This is a genomic window from Enterobacteriaceae endosymbiont of Donacia cincticornis (assembly GCF_012568845.1).
Classification (GTDB): domain Bacteria; phylum Pseudomonadota; class Gammaproteobacteria; order Enterobacterales; family Enterobacteriaceae.
The window spans coordinates 307,474-327,041 of sequence record NZ_CP046194.1 but is presented as its reverse complement, the minus strand read 5'-3'; the positions used below and the strand labels follow the sequence as shown (position 1 = coordinate 327,041).

The following is a 19,568-nucleotide window of genomic DNA, read 5'->3' as shown; positions in this document are numbered from 1 at the left end:
TTTAAAAATTATTATTAAAATTTATCAATATAATTAATATATATATATTATGTATATTTTTATACAAATATTTTTTGGTTAAAATATAATGAATCTTATAAAATTCAAAAAAAATATGACAAGTTTTATAAAATGGTGTATCAGTATAATTCTATTAATTACGATTATAGTATATAATATTATTTATCAAAAAATACATTTATTTATTCGTTTAATTTTATCTTTTTTTATATTAATTTTAATTAGTTTTATTATTTTATCTACAAATAAAGGTCAAAATTTATTATCTTTTATATATGATGCACGTATAGAAACTTATAAAGTTGTATGGCCTTCTTATAAAGAAACTTGGTATACAACTTTAATTATAATTTTTATTGTTACAATATTATCATGTATGCTCTATATATTAGATAATTTTTTAATTTACATAATATCATATTTAACTGGGACAAGGTCATAAAATGGATAAATCATTACAAAAAAAATGGTATGTTATTCAAGCTCGTTCTGGTTTCGAACAACGTGTAGTTAAATCATTAAAAAAATATATTAAAATACACAATATGAAAGATTTGTTTGGTAAAATTTTAGTACCTACTGAAGCTATAATTGAAATACGTGGAGGACAAAAATATAGAAGTGATCGTAAATTTTTCCCTGGATATATATTAATACATATGATAATGAAAGAATTAAGTTGGTATTTAGTACGTAGTATACCAAAAGTTTTAGGTTTTATTGGAGGAACATCTGATAACCCATCTCCTATTAGTGATAAAGAAGTAGATATTATTATAGAACGTTTACAAAAAATTGGGAATAAACCTAGACCAAAAACAATATTTGAACCAGGAGAAATGATCAGGGTTAAAGATGGTCCTTTTTCTGATTTTAATGGCATAGTAGAAGAAGTAGATTATGAAAAAAATAGGTTAAAAGTTTCAGTATCAATTTTTGGTAGATCAACTCCCGTTGATTTAGATTTTAGACAAGTAGAAAAAGGATAAAAAAATCTTTTTGAAATGATATACTTTAAATATTTTTTATTATAATTATTAATTAATAGAGACATTTCATGATTAAAAAAATTAAAACTTATGTAAAATTACAAGTTCCAGCTGGTAGTGCTAATCCTAGTCCTCCTATTGGCCCTGCATTAGGACAACATGGTGTAAATATTATGAATTTTTGTAAAAATTTTAATTTAAAAACTAATAATTTGGAAAAAGGCATTCCTATACCAGTAATTATTACAATTTATGTTGATAAAACTTTTACATTTATAACTAAAACTCCTCCAGTATCTGCATTAATAAAAAAAATTTTAGGAATAAAAAAAGGAGCTAATAAACCAAAAAAAGATCATATAGGAGAAATTACAAATAATCAAATTCGTAAAATTGCAGAAATAAAATACGTTGACATGAATGGAACTAATATTGAATCTATGATGTCTTCTATAAAAGGAACTGCTATATCAATGGGTTTAATTGTTAAGGATTAAAATATTATGATAAAATTAACAAAAAGAATGAAATTTATATATAAAAATATAAACGTAAAAAAACAATTTTCTATTGAAAAAGCTATTGATAATTTAAAAACTTTAAGTAAAGTTAAATTTATAGAAAGTGTTGATATTGCTATTATTTTAGGTATTAATCCTAAAAAAACAGAACAAAATATTAGAGGAAATGTATCTTTACCTTACGGGACTGGAAAAAATATTAGAATAGCAGTTTTTGCTGATGGTAAAGAAGCAATACAAGCCCAAAAATTAGGAATAAAATTAGTTGGTATGCAGGATTTATCGATAAAAATTACTAATGGTGAAAAAAATTTTGATATAGTTATTTCGACTCCAGAAGCTATGAATTTAGTTACAAAATTAGGACCTATTTTAGGACCGAAAGGATTAATGCCTAATCCTAAATTAGGTACTATTACAAATGATATTAATAAAATAGTAAAAAAAATACGTGACGGACAAATTAATTTTCGTAATGATAAAAATGGTATTATTCATACTACTATAGGTAGAATTAATTTTGAAAATAATAAAATTAAAGAAAATTTAAAAAGTTTACTAAAAATTTTAAAAAAATATAAACCAGTACAACTAAAGAATAATTTTTTTAAAAAAATATATATATCTTCTACTATGGGGATATCTTTAAATATTACTAAAGATTGTATTAATTTATTAAATTAAAATTTTTCTTTACAATAAAAAATAAATATATTATAGTCATAATTTTTAATAAAAATTAAAATTTTAATAATGTTATACTATTAATTATAATAGTTTTTATTTTATAAAAAATTTAGGAGTGCAATAATCTTATAATGTCATTAAATATAAAAAAAAAAAAGATGATTGTTGCAAAAATAAGAAAAATAAATAAACGTGCATTATCAGCTGTTATCGCTAATTTTTGTGGTGTTAATAATAACAATTTAAATAAATTAAGGAAAGAAAGTAAAAATAAAAATGTTATTGTAAATATTATAAGAAATAAATTATTAAAATTAATTATCAAAGGTAGTAGTTTTGAATGTTTAGATTCTTTAATACATGGGCCTATATTAATAGCTTATTCGTTTAAACATCCTGGTTCTGCCGCTCGTTTACTAAAAAAATTTAGTAAATTAGATGAAAATTTAATAATTAAAGCAGCATCATTTAATAATAAAATAATAAATAGTGAAAATATTGATTTTTTAGCTGAATTACCTACATATAAAGAGGCTATTATACGTTTTTTACTAATTATAAAAGATATTTCTATAGGAAAATTATATAGAGTTTTAATCGCAATTAAAAATATAAAATAAATTAATTTATTTATAACAAAATTCTTATTATTTTAGGAAATAAATATGTCCATAACTAAAGAACAAATAATAGAAGCTATAGAATCAATGTCCATTATGGATATAATGGATTTAATTAATTCTATGGAAAAAAAATTTGGTGTTTCTAGTGTAATAATAAATAAACAAGATAATCAACAACACGAAAAAAAAGAAGAACAAACTGAATTTAGTTTATACCTCAAAGGTATAGGAAATAATAAAATCTCTGTTATAAAAACTGTTAGAAATATTATGAATTTAGGATTAAAAGAAGCTAAAGATTTAGTTGAATCAGCTCCTGTAGTATTAAAAGAATCTATTTCTAAACAAGAAGCATTAGATTTAGAATCTAAATTAAAAACTTCTGGAGCAGAGGTAGAAATTAAATAATTTTATAAAAATATAAATAAAAAATTTTTTATAAATATTTATACAATAAATATTAATTTAATTAAATTGTTTAATTTATCAGATAACTGAGGAACCATATGGTTTATTCTCAAACTGAAAAAAAACGTATTCGTAAAGATTTTGGAAAAAGACCTCAAGTTTTAAATATTCCATATTTACTTTCTATTCAAATAGATTCATTTAAAAAATTTATAACACAAGATCCTACTGGACAATATGGTTTAGAAGCTGCATTTCGAAGTATATTTCCTATTTCTAGTTATAGTGGTCATGCTAAATTAGAATATATAAGTTATACTTTAGGAAAATCACTTTTTACTATGAAAGAATGTCATATTAGGGGTATGACATATGCAGCTTCTATAAAAGTAAAATTAAAATTAATTGTTTATGATAAAGAAAAACCTGGATTATCTATTAAAAATATAAAAAAACAAGAAGTATATATGGGTGAAATACCCTTAATGACAAAACATGGTACTTTTATAGTTAATGGTATTGAACGTGTGGTGGTTTCACAATTACATAGAAGTCCTGGAGTTTTTTTTGATAGTGATAAAGGAAAAACTCATTCATCAGGGAAAATATTATATAATGCTCGTATTATTCCCTATAGAGGTTCTTGGTTAGATTTTGAATTTGATCCTAAAGATAATATTTTTGTACGTATAGATAGAAGAAGAAAATTACCAGTTACAATTATTTTACGTGCTTTAGGTTATGATGTAGAAGAAATATTAGATATTTTTTTCAAAAAAAATATCTATAAAATAAAAGGAAAACAAATTACATTAAAATTAATACCAGACAGATTAAGAGGTGAAACAGCATTTTTTGATATTAAAAATAATAATATTGTTTATATAGAAAAAGGTAAAAAAATTACTTTACATAATATTAATCATTTAAAAAATGATAATGTTAAATACATTAATATTCCAATAGAATATATGGTAGGTAAAATAGTTAGTAAAGATTATATAGATAAAATAACTGGTGAAATAATTATTTCAGCAAATCATTCTTTGTCAATAGACATTATTAATAAAATTTTTAATAATCAAAATATTATTGAAACAATTTTTACTAATGATTTAGATCATGGACCTTATATTTCTGAAACATTAAAAATAGATCATACAACTAATCGTTTAGATGCTTTAGTTGAAATTTATAGAATAATGCGTCCAGGGGAACCTCCTACAAAAGAAGCAGCAGAACTTTTATTTAAAAAACTTTTTTTTGTTGAAGATCGCTATGATTTATCTCCTGTAGGAAGAATGAAATTTAATCGTTCATTATTACGTAAAGATATTTTTGGTCCTGGAACTTTAAGTAAAAAAGATATTGTAAATGTTATTCAAAAACTAATTACCATTCGTAATGGTAACGGAAGTATCGATGATATTGATCATTTAGGAAATAGAAGAATTCGTTCTATTGGAGAAATGGCAGAAAATCAATTTCGTATAGGTTTAATTCGTGTGGAGAGAGCTGTTAAAGAAAGATTATCTTTAGGAGATTTAGAATCTTTAATGCCTCAAGATATGATAAATGCAAAACCTATTTCTGCTGCTTTAAAAGAATTTTTTTGTTCTAGTCAATTATCACAATTTATGGATCAAAATAATCCATTATCAGAAATTACACATAAAAGACGTATTTCTGCTTTAGGACCAGGAGGATTAACTAGAGAAAGAGCAGGATTTGAAGTACGAGATGTTCATCCTACACATTATGGTAGAGTATGTCCTATAGAAACACCTGAAGGACCTAATATTGGTCTTATTAATTCATTATCAGTTTACGCAAGAACAAATGAATATGGATTTTTAGAAACACCTTATAGATTAGTAAAAAATGGATTTGTTACAAATAAAATTAGTTATCTATCTTCTATAGAAGAAGGTAATTTTATTATTGCTCAAGCTAATACTAATATAGATCAAAATGGACATATTATTGATGATTTTATTACATGTCGTTATAAAGGAGAAGCAAGTTTTTTTAAAAAAAAACAAATTAATTATATGGATGTTTCTACGCAACAAATTGTTTCTGTAGGTGCTTCTTTAATTCCTTTTTTAGAACATGATGATGCTAATCGTGCATTAATGGGTGCTAATATGCAAAGACAAGCAGTTCCTACATTAAAAACAGAAAAACCGTTAGTAGGAACTGGTATGGAACGAATTGTAGCTATAGATTCAGGTGTAACTATTATTGCTAAAAATTCTGGGATTGTAGAATATGTAGATTCTACACGTATTTTTATCAAAAGAAATAATATTATTGATAATAATATAGATATTTATTATTTAGATAAATATATTAGATCAAATCAAAATACATGTATAAATCAAACACCATGTGTAAACTTAGGTGAATTTATAAAAAAGGGTGACGTATTAGCTGATGGACCTGCTACAGATTTAGGTGAATTAGCATTAGGTCAAAATATGAGAGTAGCTTTTATGCCATGGAATGGATATAATTTTGAAGATTCTATTTTATTATCTGAAAAAATTGTTCAAAAAGATAAATTTACTACTATACATATACAAGAATTATCTTGTATATCACGTGATACAAAATTAGGACCAGAAGAAATTACATCTGATATACCAAATGTAAGTGAATCTTCTTTATCTAAATTAGATGAATGTGGAGTAGTATATATTGGTGCTGAAGTAAAAAATGGAGATATTCTTGTAGGTAAAATAACTCCTAAAGGAGAAACTCAATTATCCCCAGAGGAAAAATTATTACGTGCAATTTTTGGAGAAAAAGCCTCTGATGTAAAAGATACTTCTTTACGAGTTCCTAACGGAATGTATGGAACTGTTATTGATGTACAAATTTTCACAAGAGATGGAGTAAAAAAAGATAAAAGAACTATAGAAATAGAAGAAATGCAATTTAAACAAATTAAAAAAAATTTATTAACTGAACAAAAAATTTTTGAAATTAATATGCTTTTAAATATAAAAAATTTTTTGTTAGAAAAGAATATTATCACTGATAATATGAGAAAATTTGATATAAATTTTATTATTTCTCTCTCCATTAAAGATGAAAAAAATCAAAAAAAATTAAATAATTTTATTGAAAAATATAAAGAAATAAAAAAATCTTTTCAAAAGAAAATTGAATTAGAAAAAGTTAAAATTACACAAGGAAATGATTTAGCTCCTGGTATTTTAAAAATTATTAAAGTAAATTTAGCTGTTAAAAGACAAGTACAACCAGGAGATAAAATGGCAGGAAGACATGGTAATAAAGGAGTTATTTCTAAAATTTGTCCTGTAGAAGATATGCCTTATGATGAAAATGGTGTCCCTGTTGATATAGTATTAAATCCTTTAGGTGTTCCATCTAGGATGAATATAGGACAAATTTTAGAAACTCATTTAGGTATGGCTGCAAAAGGTATTGGAAATAAAATTCGTAATTTATTAGAAGAAAAAGAAAATATAGAAAAGATACGTTTATTTCTTAACAAAGCCTATAATAGTATAGGTAAAAATATACGTCAAAATGTAAATTTAAAAAATTTTACTGATAATGAAATTCTTTTATTAGCAAAAAATTTACAAAAAGGTATGCCTATAGCTACACCAGTTTTTGATGGAGCTAATGAAAAAGAAATTAAAGAATTATTAAAATTATCTAATTTACCAACTTCCGGACAAATAAAATTATATGATGGTCGTACAGGAGAAATTTTTGAAAGAGTAGTTACAGTTGGATATATGTATATGTTAAAACTAAATCATTTAGTAGATGATAAAATGCATGCTAGATCTACAGGTTCATATAGTCTTGTAACTCAACAACCTTTAGGTGGAAAAGCTCAATTTGGAGGACAAAGATTTGGTGAAATGGAAGTTTGGGCTTTAGAGGCATATGGGGCAGCATATACTTTACAGGAAATGTTAACAATTAAATCTGATGATGTAAATGGTAGAACAAAAATGTATAAAAATATAGTTGATGGTAATCACCAAATGGATGCTGGAATTCCAGAATCTTTTAATGTATTACTTAAAGAAATACGTTCATTAGGTTTAAATATTAATTTAGAAAATAAATAACTAATACTTACTTTAAAGTATAAAAAAATTATTAGTAATAAAATAATTGAGGTAAGAAATTTGTGAAAGATTTATTTAATTTTTTAAAATCAAAAAATAAGATGGAAGAATTTGATTCAATAAAACTTTCTCTAGCTTCTTCTGATATGATAAAATCTTGGTCCTTTGGAGAAGTAAAAAAACCTGAAACAATTAATTATCGTACTTTTAAACCTGAGAGAGATGGTTTATTTTGTGCTCGTATTTTCGGCCCTATTAAAGATTATGAATGTTTATGTGGTAAATATAAACGTTTAAAACATAGGGGAGTTGTTTGTGAAAAATGTGGTGTTGAAGTTACACAAACAAAAGTAAGAAGAGATAGAATGGGACATATAGAATTAGCATCTCCAATTGCACATATATGGTTTTTAAAATCATTACCTTCTAGAATTGGATTATTACTTAATATGCCATTAAAAGATATAGAAAGAGTTTTATATTTTGAATCATATGTTGTTATAGAAGAAGGTGTGTCATCTTTAGAAAAAAAACAAATTTTATCTGAAGAACAATATGTAAATTTATTAGAAGAATTTGGAAATGAATTTGAAGCTAAAATGGGAGCAGAAGCAATACAATATTTATTAAAAAATATTGATTTAAAAAAAGAATGTGAATTATTACGTAATGAATTAAATAATACTAATTCAGAAACCAAAAGAAAAAAAATAGCTAAAAGAATAAAATTATTAGAATCTTTTATATATTCAGGTAATAAACCAGAATGGATGATTATGAATATATTACCTGTTTTACCTCCTGATTTAAGACCTTTAGTCCCTTTAGATGGAGGTAGATTTGCAACATCAGATTTAAATGATCTATATCGAAGAGTTATAAATCGTAATAATAGATTAAAACGTTTATTAGAATTATCAGCTCCTGATATTATCATAAAAAATGAAAAAAGAATGTTACAAGAAGCAGTTGATGCATTATTAGATAATGGTCGAAGAGGTAAAGCAATTATAGGATCTAATAAACGTCCGTTAAAATCATTAGCAGATATGATTAAAGGAAAACAAGGAAGATTTAGACAAAATTTATTAGGTAAAAGAGTTGATTATTCAGGAAGATCTGTTATAACAGTTGGTCCTTACTTACATTTACATCAATGTGGTTTACCTAAAAAAATGGCACTAGAATTATTTAAACCATTTATATATAGTAAATTAGAAATTAGAGGATTTGCAACTACTATTAAATCTGCAAAAAAAATGGTAGAAAAAGAAGAACCAGTTGTATGGGATATTTTAGATGAAGTAATTAAAGGACATCCTATTTTATTAAATAGAGCACCTACTCTACATAGATTAGGAATACAAGCATTCGAACCACTTTTGATCGAAGGAAAAGCAATACAGTTACATCCCTTAGTCTGTGCTGCTTATAATGCTGATTTTGATGGAGATCAAATGGCAGTACATATTCCTTTAACATTAGAGGCACAATTAGAAGCTAGGATTCTAATGATGTCTACTAATAATATTTTATCTCCCGCTAATGGAGATCCAATTATTGTACCTTCTCAGGATGTAGTATTAGGAATATACTATATGACTAAAAATAAAGTTAATGCAAATGGAGAAGGAATGATATTAACGGGACCTAAAGAAGCTGAACGTGTTTATAAGACAGGACAGGCAGATTTACATGCTTGTGTAAAAGTACGAATTAAAGAATATAATAAAAATTTAACAACAAATAAATGGATTAAAAATACTATTATAATAAATACTACCATTGGAAGAGCAATTTTATGGAATCAGGTACCTAAAGGTATACCATATCATATGATAAATAAAACTTTAGGTAAAAAAGATATTTCTCAAATTTTAAATACATGCTATAGAATTTTAGGATTAAAATATACAGTTATTTTTGCAGATCAAATTATGTACACTGGTTTTTATTATGCTGCTAAATCAGGAGCTTCTGTAGGTATAGATGATATTATTATACCTCATAATAAAACTGAAATTATTAATGAAGCAGAATCTGAAGTTAATGAAATACAAGAACAGTTTCAATCTGGTCTTGTTACTGCTGGAGAAAGATATAATAAAGTTATTGATATTTGGGCAGCCGCTAATGAAAAAGTATCAAAAGCTATGATGAAAAATTTATCTTTTGAAGAAGTAACCGATAAACATGGTTCAATAATTAAACAAAGTTCTTTCAATAATATTTTTATGATGGCAGATTCTGGAGCACGAGGTTCTGCTGCTCAAATTAGACAATTAGCCGGTATGAGAGGTTTAATGGCTAAACCTGATGGTTCAATTATTGAAACACCAATTATTGCTAATTTTAGAGAAGGATTAAATGTTTTACAATATTTTATTTCTACTCATGGTGCTAGAAAAGGATTAGCTGATACTGCTTTAAAAACAGCTAATTCTGGATATTTAACTAGAAGATTAGTAGATGTTGCACAAGATTTAGTTATAACGGAAGATGATTGTTTAACATTAAATGGAATAAGAATTTCGTCTATTATTACTGGGAAAGATATAAAAGAATCATTAAGAGAACGTGTTTTAGGTAGAGTAACAGCAGAAAATATTTATAAAAAAGATGGTAAAACAATTCTTGTTGTTAGAAATACATTATTAAATGAAAAATATTGTAATATATTAGAACAATATGCTATCGATAACATAAAAGTAAGATCTGTAGTTAGTTGTGAAACTAATTTTGGTGTATGTTCATATTGTTATGGGCGTGATTTAGCTAGAGGACATATTATAAATAAAGGAGAAGCAATTGGAGTTATTGCAGCTCAATCAATAGGTGAACCAGGCACACAATTAACAATGCGTACATTCCATATTGGAGGTGCAGCATCACGTTCAGCTGCAGAATCTAATATCCAAATTAAAAATAACGGAATTATAAAATTAGTAAATGTAAAATCAGTAATTAATTTTGTTCATAAATTAGTAGTTATTTCTAGAAATGCTGAATTAAAAATTATTGATAATTTAAATAAAATTATAGAAAGTTATAAAATACCATATGGTGCTATTATAACAAAAAAAAATGGTTCTAATGTTAAATCAGGAGAAATAGTTTCATATTGGGATCCTCATACTATGCCAATTATTACAGAAGTAAGTGGTAAAATAAAATTTGTTGATATGTTAGAAGGACAGACTATTATAAAACAAACTGATGATTTAACTGGATTAACTTCTATTGTTGTATTAGATACTTCCGAAAGACCTTTTATAAGTAAAGATTTTAGGCCTATGATTAAAATCATTGATAATAATAATGAAGATATAATAATTTCTAGAAATGATATGCCAGCACATTATTTTTTACCTAATAAATCTATTATACATTTAAAAGATGGTAGTTATGTTCATGCTGGCGATATTTTAGCAAAAGTACCCCAAGATTCAGGTGGTACTAAAGATATTACTGGAGGTCTCCCTAGAGTAGCAGATTTATTTGAAGCAAGAAAACCTAAAGATGCAGCTATTTTAGCAGAAATTAATGGTATTATTTCATTTGGAAAAGAAACAAAAGGAAAAAGAAGAATAATTATTACTCCGATTAATTCAGATATAAAACCACATGAAGAAATGATACCGAAATGGAGACAACTGAATGTATTTGAAGGTGAATTAATTAATAAAGGAGATATTATTTCTGATGGGCCTGAATCTCCACATGATATCTTGAGATTAAGAGGTGTTAATGCTGTAACTAATTACATAATTAATGAAGTTCAAGATGTTTATAGATTACAAGGAGTTAAAATTAATGATAAACATATAGAAGTAATTATAAGACAAATGTTACGTAAAGCAACAATAACTAAAATGGGAGATTCTAATTTTTTAGAAGGTGAACAAGTAGAGGTTGCTGTAATTAAAATTATAAATAAAAAATTAAAAAAAAAAGGTAAAAAAATAGCTGAGTATAATAGAGATTTATTAGGTATCACAAAAGCATCATTAGCAACTTCTTCTTTTATTTCAGCTGCTTCTTTTCAAGAAACAACTAGAGTTTTAACTGAATCTTCAGTTGCTGGGAAAAGTGATGAATTAAAAGGATTAAAAGAAAATGTAATTGTAGGAAGATTAATACCAGCAGGTACAGGTTATACTTATCATACAAATCGTCTTAATAAAAAGAAAATTATTAATAAAACAAATAATGTTTCTTCTGTAGATTCTGCAGCTGCTAATTTAACTGAATTATTAAATGCTAAATCTAATTAAAATAATTATAATATATATTATTTATAATAAATTATTATTTCTATTTGTATAGAAATATACATAATTTTATTAATAGACATTTTAATATATATTTAATATAAGTTGTAATAAATAAAAGTTAATAAATATTAATCTTATTAAAAATAAAAGTATATTTATTAAATAAATTTATGATATATAAAAAAAATAAAAAATCTAGATTATGGTTAAAAAAAAATTTTAAAGATTTTTATATAAAAAAAGTTAAAAAAAATATTAATAAATTTAGATCAAGATCATGGTTTAAATTAGAGCAAATAGAAATAATAGATAAAATTTTTAAAAAAAATATGATATTAATTGATTTAGGTTCTTCTCCTGGAGGTTGGTCAAGTTTTGCTTCATCAAAAATCGGTAATAAAGGAAAAATTATTGCATTTGATATATTACCTATGAATTTTATTAAAAATGTTAATTTTTATCAAGGTAATATATATGATTCTATTTTTGTAAATAGAATTTTAAAAAAAATTAATAAAATAAAAGTAGATATGATTATGTCTGATTTATCTCCTAATATTTCTGGTATAAAAGAAATAGATATACCACATATTATTCGTCTAAATGAATTAGTATTAAATTTATGTTATTCTTATTTAAGAAATAATGGAATTTTTTTAATAAAAACTTTTCAGTGTAAGGAATTTAATAAATATTATAATAAAATTAATTCTATATTTAAGGTAGTAAAGGTTAGAAAACCTAATGCTTCAAGATCTCAATCCAGTGAAATTTATATTGTTGCAAAAGGATATAAAAATTAATATAAATATATTATACATTTATAAGAGGTTACTCTTTGAAAGATATGGCAAAAAATTTAATTCTCTGGTTAGCAATTTCAGTTATATTTATATCAACTGTTCAGAGTCTCAATTTAAATTCATTTAATAAAAAAGAAAAAATTTCATATACAACTTTTTTATCTGAAGTTAAAAAAAATAAAATACTTAAAATTAGCATTAATGGCAGACAAATTCATGTCTTTAGAAAAAATAGAAGTAATTATATTACGTATATACCAATATATGATCCATTTTTATTAAAAATTTTATTTTCAAAAAATGTTAAAATATTAGGAGAACCTTTAAAAAAACCTAGTATACTACTATCTATTTTTATTTCATGGTTTCCAATGTTGTTATTAATTGGAATTTGGATATTTTTTATTCGCCAACTACAAAATAGTAGTAAAGGTGCTTTGTCTTTTGGTAAAAGTAAAGCTCAAATATTAACTCCAGATCAAATAAAAACTACATTTAATGACTTAGCTGGATGTGATGAAGCTAAAGAAGAAGTTAAAGAAATAGTTGATTATTTAAAAGAACCAATTAAATTTCAAAAATTAGGAGGTAAAATTCCTAAAGGCATTTTAATGATAGGGCCCCCAGGTACTGGGAAAACTTTATTAGCTAAAGCTATTGCTGGAGAATCACAAGTACCATTTTTCACTATTTCAGGTTCTGATTTTGTAGAAATGTTTGTAGGGGTAGGTGCTTCTAGAGTAAGAGATATGTTTAATCAAGCTAAAAAATCTTCCCCATGTATTATTTTTATTGATGAAATAGATGCAGTAGGGAGACAAAGAGGTGCGGGATTAGGAGGAGGACATGATGAAAGAGAACAAACATTAAATCAAATGTTAGTAGAAATGGATGGATTTAACAATAATGAAAATGTTATTGTAATTGCTGCTACTAATCGTCCAGATGTATTAGATCCAGCTCTTTTAAGACCAGGTCGTTTTGATCGTCAAGTAATAGTAGGTTTACCTGATATTAGAGGTAGAGAACAAATACTTAAAATACATATAAAAAATGTTCCTATATCTAAAGAAGTAGATTTAAAAATTTTAGCAAGAGGAACACCAGGATTTTCAGGTGCTGACCTAGCAAATTTAGTAAATGAAGCAGCATTATTAGCAGCTCGCCAAAATAATAATTTTGTTTCTATGTTAGAATTAGAAAAAGCTAAAGATAAAATTATGATGGGAACAGAAAGACGTTCTTTAGTAATGACAGAAAAACAAAAAGAAATAATTGCTTATCATGAAGCTGGACATGCAATTATAGGAAGATTAGTTCCAGATCATGATCCTGTTCATAAAGTAACTATTATTCCTAGAGGAAGAGCATTAGGTATAACATTTTTTTTACCTGAAATTGATATAATACATATTAGTCGTCAACAATTAGAAAGTAAAATTTCTACATTATATGGAGGAAGAATTGCTGAAGAAATTATTTATGGTGAAAAAAATGTTTCAACAGGATCATCTAATGATATCAAAATTGCAACTAATATTGCTAAAAATATGGTAACACAATGGGGATTTTCTAAAAAATTAGGTCCTTTATTATATTTAGAAGAAGAAAGTGAAATTTTTTTAGGTAGATCAGTTACTAAAGCAAAACATATGTCTGATGAAACTGCTAAAATTATTGATCAAGAAGTAAAATATTTAATACAAGAAAATTATGATAGAGCCTTAAAAATTTTACAAAATAATATTGATATTTTACATGCGATGAAAGATACTCTTATAAAATATGAAACTATAGGATCAATACAAATTGATGATTTAATGGAAAGAAAAGAAGTAAGACCCCCTGAATGGGATAAAAAAAATAAAACATAAAAATAAATAATTTATGATATTTTATTAAATGGAAATAAAACATGAAATATCATAAATATTTTGGTATATAATAAAATTATTTATATAACTTTATAATAACATTCAATGTTATTTCAGAAAAATTTTTCTAAATAATCATATATTATAATATATAACTAAAATATTCTATAGTAGAATATAAAAATTTTATTTAAAATATTTAATAAAAAAAATATTTTTAAAATTTTTTTTGTATTTTCTAAATGGAATAAAAATTATTATAAATTATAAATAAAAAAATTTAGAATTAATATTTTAATAAATAAATAATAATTAAGAATATTATTATTTTTAATAAAATATAAATATTTTATTTTATTATTAATATAAAATAAAATTTATATTATTTTTTAATTTATTTAATTTTTATTAAAATAAACAAATTTTTGTAAAAATTTTAATTTTAAATTATTTAATCTATAAAAAAATATAAAAAATATCGTTTAAAAATAAACAAATAGTATTATTAATAATAATATTTTAAAGTAAAATTTATGTTGTATTTATTGTAAATTAATATATAATTATTTTAGATAATATTTAATTAAAATATTTTTTCGGTTTTTTATGTATAAATTAATATTAATTTTATTTATTTTTGTATCAACTATATTAATTAGTATTATTTTATTTCAAGATAATGATGAAATAGATATTAGTGCGTCATCTAATACGAAATCTATTTTTAATACAGATATGTCTAACAAAATCTTAACAAGAAGTATTATTTTGCTTGCATCTTTATTTTTTATTATTAGTTTAATAATAAATAATTTTAATGTAAAAAAATATAAAAAAAATAATATTACGTTTTATAATATTAATAAAATATAAATAAAATTTTACCGAGGTGGTGAAATTGGTAAACACGCTACTTTGAGGTGGTAGTGCCTTTTTTAGGCTTACGGGTTCAACTCCCGTCTTCGGTATTAAAATTAATATTGCATTATTTATATTTTTATAATATCATATATTATCAGACGCGGGGTGGAGCAGTTTGGTAGCTCGTCGGGCTCATAACCCGAAGGTCGTTGGTTCAAATCCAACTCCCGCAACCAATATCAACTTTGTATTAATTCCTTTATTAAATTTGTTTCATGTTTACTTTTTATATACAATAAAAATAAATAATTTTTTTAAAAAAATTATATAAAATAATAAAAGTATATTCTAATAAGCATTACGTATGTAATATATATTATTTTATTTTAATATATATCTAGTTTTCTAATTTTAAGAATTTAATATTTGAGGATAACTAGGATGAATAAAGAAATATTAGCTGTTATTGAAGCTGTTGCTAATGAAAAATCTTTACCTCGTGAAAAAATATTTGAAGCAATGGAAAGTGCTTTAGCTAGTGCAACAAAAAAAAAATATGAACAAGATGTAGAAGTATTTGTTAATATTAATCGTAAAAATGGTAATTTTTCTACATTTAGAAGATGGTTAATAGTTAAAAAAGTAAATTATCCTACTAAAGAAATTACGTTAGATGCGGCACGTATCGAGGATAATACTCTTAATTTAGGTGATTATATATATGATAAAATTAAATCTATTAATTTTAACAGAATAACAACACAAACAGCTAAGCAAGTCATTGTACATAAAGTAAGAGAAGCTAAGAAAGCTGTTACTATTGCTCAATTTAAAAAAAAAGAAGGAAAAATTTTACATGGTATTGTTAAAAAAGTAAATAGAGGACATTTAAATTTAGATTTAGGGCATGGAGCTGATGCTATAATTTTACGTTCTGATATGTTACCTAGAGAAAATTTTAGATTAGGTGATAGAATAAGAGGATTACTTTTTTATATTAAAGAAGATGTAAAAGAAACACAATTATTTATAAGTAGATCTAAAATACAAATGTTAATTGAATTATTTAATATCGAAGTTCCTGAAATAGGAGAAGGTTTAATCGAAATTAAAGCAGTAGCTAGAGATCCGGGTTCTAGAGCAAAAATAGCTGTTAAAACAAATGATAAAAGAATAGATCCGGTAGGAGCTTGTGTAGGTATAAGAGGTGCTAGAGTTCAAGCTGTTTCTAATGAATTAAATGGAGAACGTATTGATATTGTTTTATGGGATTCTGATCCAGAAAAATTTGTTATTAATGCTATGTCCCCAGCAGATATATCATCCATAGTTTTAAATCAAAAAAAACATATGATAGATATTGCTGTCGAAGAAAATAATTTGGCTCAAGCTATAGGAAGAAATGGACAAAATATTCGTTTAGCATCACAATTAAGTGGATGGGAATTAAATGTTATGACGAAAAATGATTTATATTATAAATATAAAAAAGAACAAAATAATTTAATTAAAATGTTCGTGACACATTTAAATATTAAATATGAATTATCAAAAATGATAGTTAAAGAAGAAAAGATATCTTCTATTAAAGAATTTATATTAATTCCTATAGAGATATTATATAATATAGCTCATAAATTTAATTTAAAAATTAATGATTTAAAAAAAATACAAGAATTAGCAAAAGAAATATATGCTAATTTAATTTCTAAAAAAAAAATAAATAATAAATTTAAAAAAATTATTAAATAAAAAAATAATAAGTTATTTAACAAATAAAGTTATTTTAACTATTAAGAGTTTAACTGAAAAAATATTTAAGATATATTTAATAAAAATAATTTTTTTATCATAAAATTAGAAAAATTATTATGATTTTAAAAATTATTTGTTAGTTTTTAAAAAAAATAGTACATAATTAATTTTAAAATAGAGGAGTAGACAGCATGATAGATGCTGTTATAACTATAAAATCATTAGCCCATGAAATTAAAGTTTCAGTTAAAGAAATAATTAAATATTTTTCTAATAAAGGTATTTTAAAATTAGAAAATGATATAGTTAATAAAGAAGAAAAAAAAAAACTTTTAACATATTTTAAAAAAAAAACTTTTAATAAGTTAAAATTTTTAACTATAAAAAAAAAAAATAATATTATAAATACTAATAAAATTAAACAAAAAAAAATATTAATTAATAATAAAAATAAATTATTATTTTTAGATAAAAAAAACCTTTCTAAAAAATCACCAAAAAATAATAAATTTAATATTTTAAAAATAAAAAAAAAAAAAAATCTGATGACATTTCGTAAAAATGATTATACAAAAATAAATATTACTAAAAAAAATATAGATTATAAAAATAAAAAAAATATAAAATTAAATAAAAATAAAAATTTTTATAAAAATACAAATTTAAATTATAAAAATATAGATAAAAATTTTTTAAAAAAAAATACATATAATAAGAAAAAATATAACAAAAATTATAAAAATTCTAAAGAAAATAATAAAAAAATTATTTATAATCATAAATATAAAAAAAAAAAATTTAAACTATATCAAAATTTTAATAAACCAATTAAAAATATTCATCGAAATATCATTATTAATGAAACTATTAGTATAACTGAATTATCTAAACAAATGGCAGTTAAAAGTTCAAAATTAATAAAAATTATAATGAATATGGGGGAAAAATATTCTGATGTTAATCAATTATTAGATCAAGAAACAGCTCAGTTAGTAGCAGAAGAAATGGGTCATAAAGTTATATTACGTCATGAAAATGATATAGAAAAATTATTAATTAATAATACTAATTTAAATAGTATTCCCATTATTAGATCACCTATTGTGACAATTATAGGACATGTTGATCATGGAAAAACTTCATTATTAGATTATATTTGTTCAAGTAATATTACTTCTAAGGAAGTAGGTGGTATTACACAAAATATAAATGCATATGAAATAATTTTTGATAATAAAAAAATAGTATTTTTCGATACCCCAGGTCATGAATCTTTTATCTCTATGAGATTAAGAGGAGTACAAATTACAGATATTATAATATTAGTAATTGCTATTGACGATGGTGTTATGCCTCAAACTATAGAAGCTATACAACATGCTAAAACAATGAAAGTACCTATTATAGTTGCAATTAATAAAATTGATAAAAAAATTTCAAATTTTGAAAAAATTAAAAATGAATTAAGTCGATATAACATTATCTCTGAAGAATGGGGCGGAGAAAATATATTTGTTAAAATTTCAGCTAAAACAGGAGAGGGTATAAATAAATTATTAAAAATTATTTTATTACAAGCAGAAATGTTAGAATTAAAAGCTATTAATCAAGGTATCGCAAAAGGAATAGTAATAGAATCTTTTTTAGAAAAAGGAAAGGGCCCAATAGCTAATGTTTTGGTAAAAGAAGGAAAATTAAAAAAAGGTGATATAATACTTTGTGGATGTACTTATGGTAAAGTAAAATGTTTAATAAATTTTAAAGGATTAAAAACACTATATGCTGGACCTTCAACTCCCATTAAAATTTTAGGTTTATCCGAATTACCATATGCAGGAGATAATTTTATAGTTATAAAAAATGAAAAACAAGCAAAAGAAATAGCATTATATAGAAAAAATAAATTACGTAATATAGAATTAACTCAAAAACAAAAACAATTTCAAAAAATATTTTCAAATTTAAATTTAAATAAAAAAGATATTTATGAAGTAAAATTATTAATTAAAAGTAATACGCAAGGTTCTATAGAAGCTATTAAAAATACATTATTGAATTTATCTAATAATAAAATTAATATAAAAATTATTCATTGTGGTATTGGAGAAATTAATGAAACGGATATTTCATTAGCAATAGCTAATTCATCTAAAAATGTTATTATTATTGGATTTAATATAAAAAAAAATAATATTATAAAAAAACTAACAAAAATAAAATATATTAAAATTATGTTTTTTACAATTATTTATGATTTAATTAGTTATATAAAAAAATATATACAGAATCTTTTAATACCTAAGTATAAAAAATTAATTTTAGGTAACGCAGAAGTTAGAAGTATTTTTACTATTCCTAAAATTGGGGTAATAGCTGGATGTATAGTAACATATGGATTAATTAAACGTAATAATATGCTAAAATTATTTAGAAATAATCAAATTATTCATGAAGGTATCATAGATTCTCTAAGAAGATTTAAAGAAAGTGTAAATGAAGTACGTAATGGGATGGAATGTGGTATTAGTATTAAAAATTTTAATGATATATATATAGGAGATAAAATAGAAATTTTTGAAAAAATTGAAATCATAAAAAAATAATTTTTTAATTATATAATTAAATTTATGTGGAGGT

At 23.2% G+C, this 19,568-nt stretch carries 10 protein-coding genes, 2 tRNA genes and 3 pseudogenes; all 15 read left to right on the top strand.

The features are described 5' to 3' along the window. Positions 1–88: 88 nt before the first annotated feature. A complete protein-coding gene (gene secE, locus GJT99_RS01605) occupies positions 89–463 on the top strand; it encodes a preprotein translocase subunit SecE (RefSeq protein WP_168893971.1) in 375 nt (124 codons plus the stop codon). Between the two features lies 1 nt (position 464). Beyond that, on the top strand, positions 465–1,010 hold the full coding sequence (gene nusG, locus GJT99_RS01600) for a transcription termination/antitermination protein NusG (protein WP_168893970.1): 546 nt from the start codon (positions 465–467) through the stop codon (positions 1,008–1,010). A 68-nt stretch (positions 1,011–1,078) separates the two neighbouring features. Then, a complete protein-coding gene (gene rplK, locus GJT99_RS01595) occupies positions 1,079–1,507 on the top strand; it encodes a 50S ribosomal protein L11 (RefSeq protein ID WP_168893969.1) in 429 nt (142 codons plus the stop codon). A 6-nt stretch (positions 1,508–1,513) separates the two neighbouring features. Further along, positions 1,514–2,215: a 50S ribosomal protein L1 gene (rplA, locus tag GJT99_RS01590; protein ID WP_168893968.1), complete on the top strand. Its 702-nt coding sequence runs from the start codon at positions 1,514–1,516 to the stop codon at positions 2,213–2,215. Positions 2,216–2,349: 134 nt separating this feature from the next. Then, the gene (gene rplJ / locus GJT99_RS01585) at positions 2,350–2,838 is read left to right on the top strand and encodes a 50S ribosomal protein L10 (RefSeq protein ID WP_168893967.1); all 489 of its coding nucleotides are present in this window, start codon (positions 2,350–2,352) and stop codon (positions 2,836–2,838) included. 45 nt (positions 2,839–2,883) lie between these two features. Beyond that, positions 2,884–3,249, top strand: coding sequence for a 50S ribosomal protein L7/L12 (gene rplL, locus GJT99_RS01580; protein ID WP_168893966.1), 366 nt, complete (start codon positions 2,884–2,886; stop codon positions 3,247–3,249). 98 nt (positions 3,250–3,347) lie between these two features. Then, positions 3,348–7,364: a DNA-directed RNA polymerase subunit beta gene (rpoB, locus tag GJT99_RS01575; protein WP_168893965.1), complete on the top strand. Its 4,017-nt coding sequence runs from the start codon at positions 3,348–3,350 to the stop codon at positions 7,362–7,364. 62 nt (positions 7,365–7,426) lie between these two features. Beyond that, on the top strand, positions 7,427–11,638 hold the full coding sequence (rpoC, locus tag GJT99_RS01570) for a DNA-directed RNA polymerase subunit beta' (protein ID WP_168893964.1): 4,212 nt from the start codon (positions 7,427–7,429) through the stop codon (positions 11,636–11,638). Positions 11,639–11,808: 170 nt separating this feature from the next. Beyond that, positions 11,809–12,441 carry an RlmE family RNA methyltransferase gene (locus GJT99_RS01565; RefSeq protein ID WP_168893963.1) on the top strand — a complete coding sequence of 211 codons (633 nt, stop codon included), beginning with the start codon at positions 11,809–11,811 and terminating at the stop codon, positions 12,439–12,441. Between the two features lie 44 nt (positions 12,442–12,485). Next, positions 12,486–14,300, top strand: a pseudogene (ftsH, locus tag GJT99_RS01560) (ATP-dependent zinc metalloprotease FtsH); the annotation flags it as partial. Positions 14,301–14,921: 621 nt separating this feature from the next. After that, complete coding sequence (secG, locus tag GJT99_RS01555) at positions 14,922–15,188, top strand: preprotein translocase subunit SecG (RefSeq protein WP_168893961.1); 267 nt, start codon at positions 14,922–14,924, stop codon at positions 15,186–15,188. A gap of 10 nt (positions 15,189–15,198) precedes the next feature. Beyond that, positions 15,199–15,283: transfer RNA gene (locus tag GJT99_RS01550), tRNA-Leu, on the top strand. A 52-nt stretch (positions 15,284–15,335) separates the two neighbouring features. Next, positions 15,336–15,412, top strand: a tRNA-Met gene (locus GJT99_RS01545). A 205-nt stretch (positions 15,413–15,617) separates the two neighbouring features. Then, positions 15,618–16,880, top strand: a pseudogene (nusA, locus tag GJT99_RS01540) (transcription termination factor NusA); the annotation flags it as partial. A gap of 269 nt (positions 16,881–17,149) precedes the next feature. Continuing rightward, positions 17,150–19,534 (top strand): annotated as a pseudogene (gene infB, locus GJT99_RS01535) (translation initiation factor IF-2); the annotation flags it as partial. Positions 19,535–19,568: the final 34 nt, after the last annotated feature.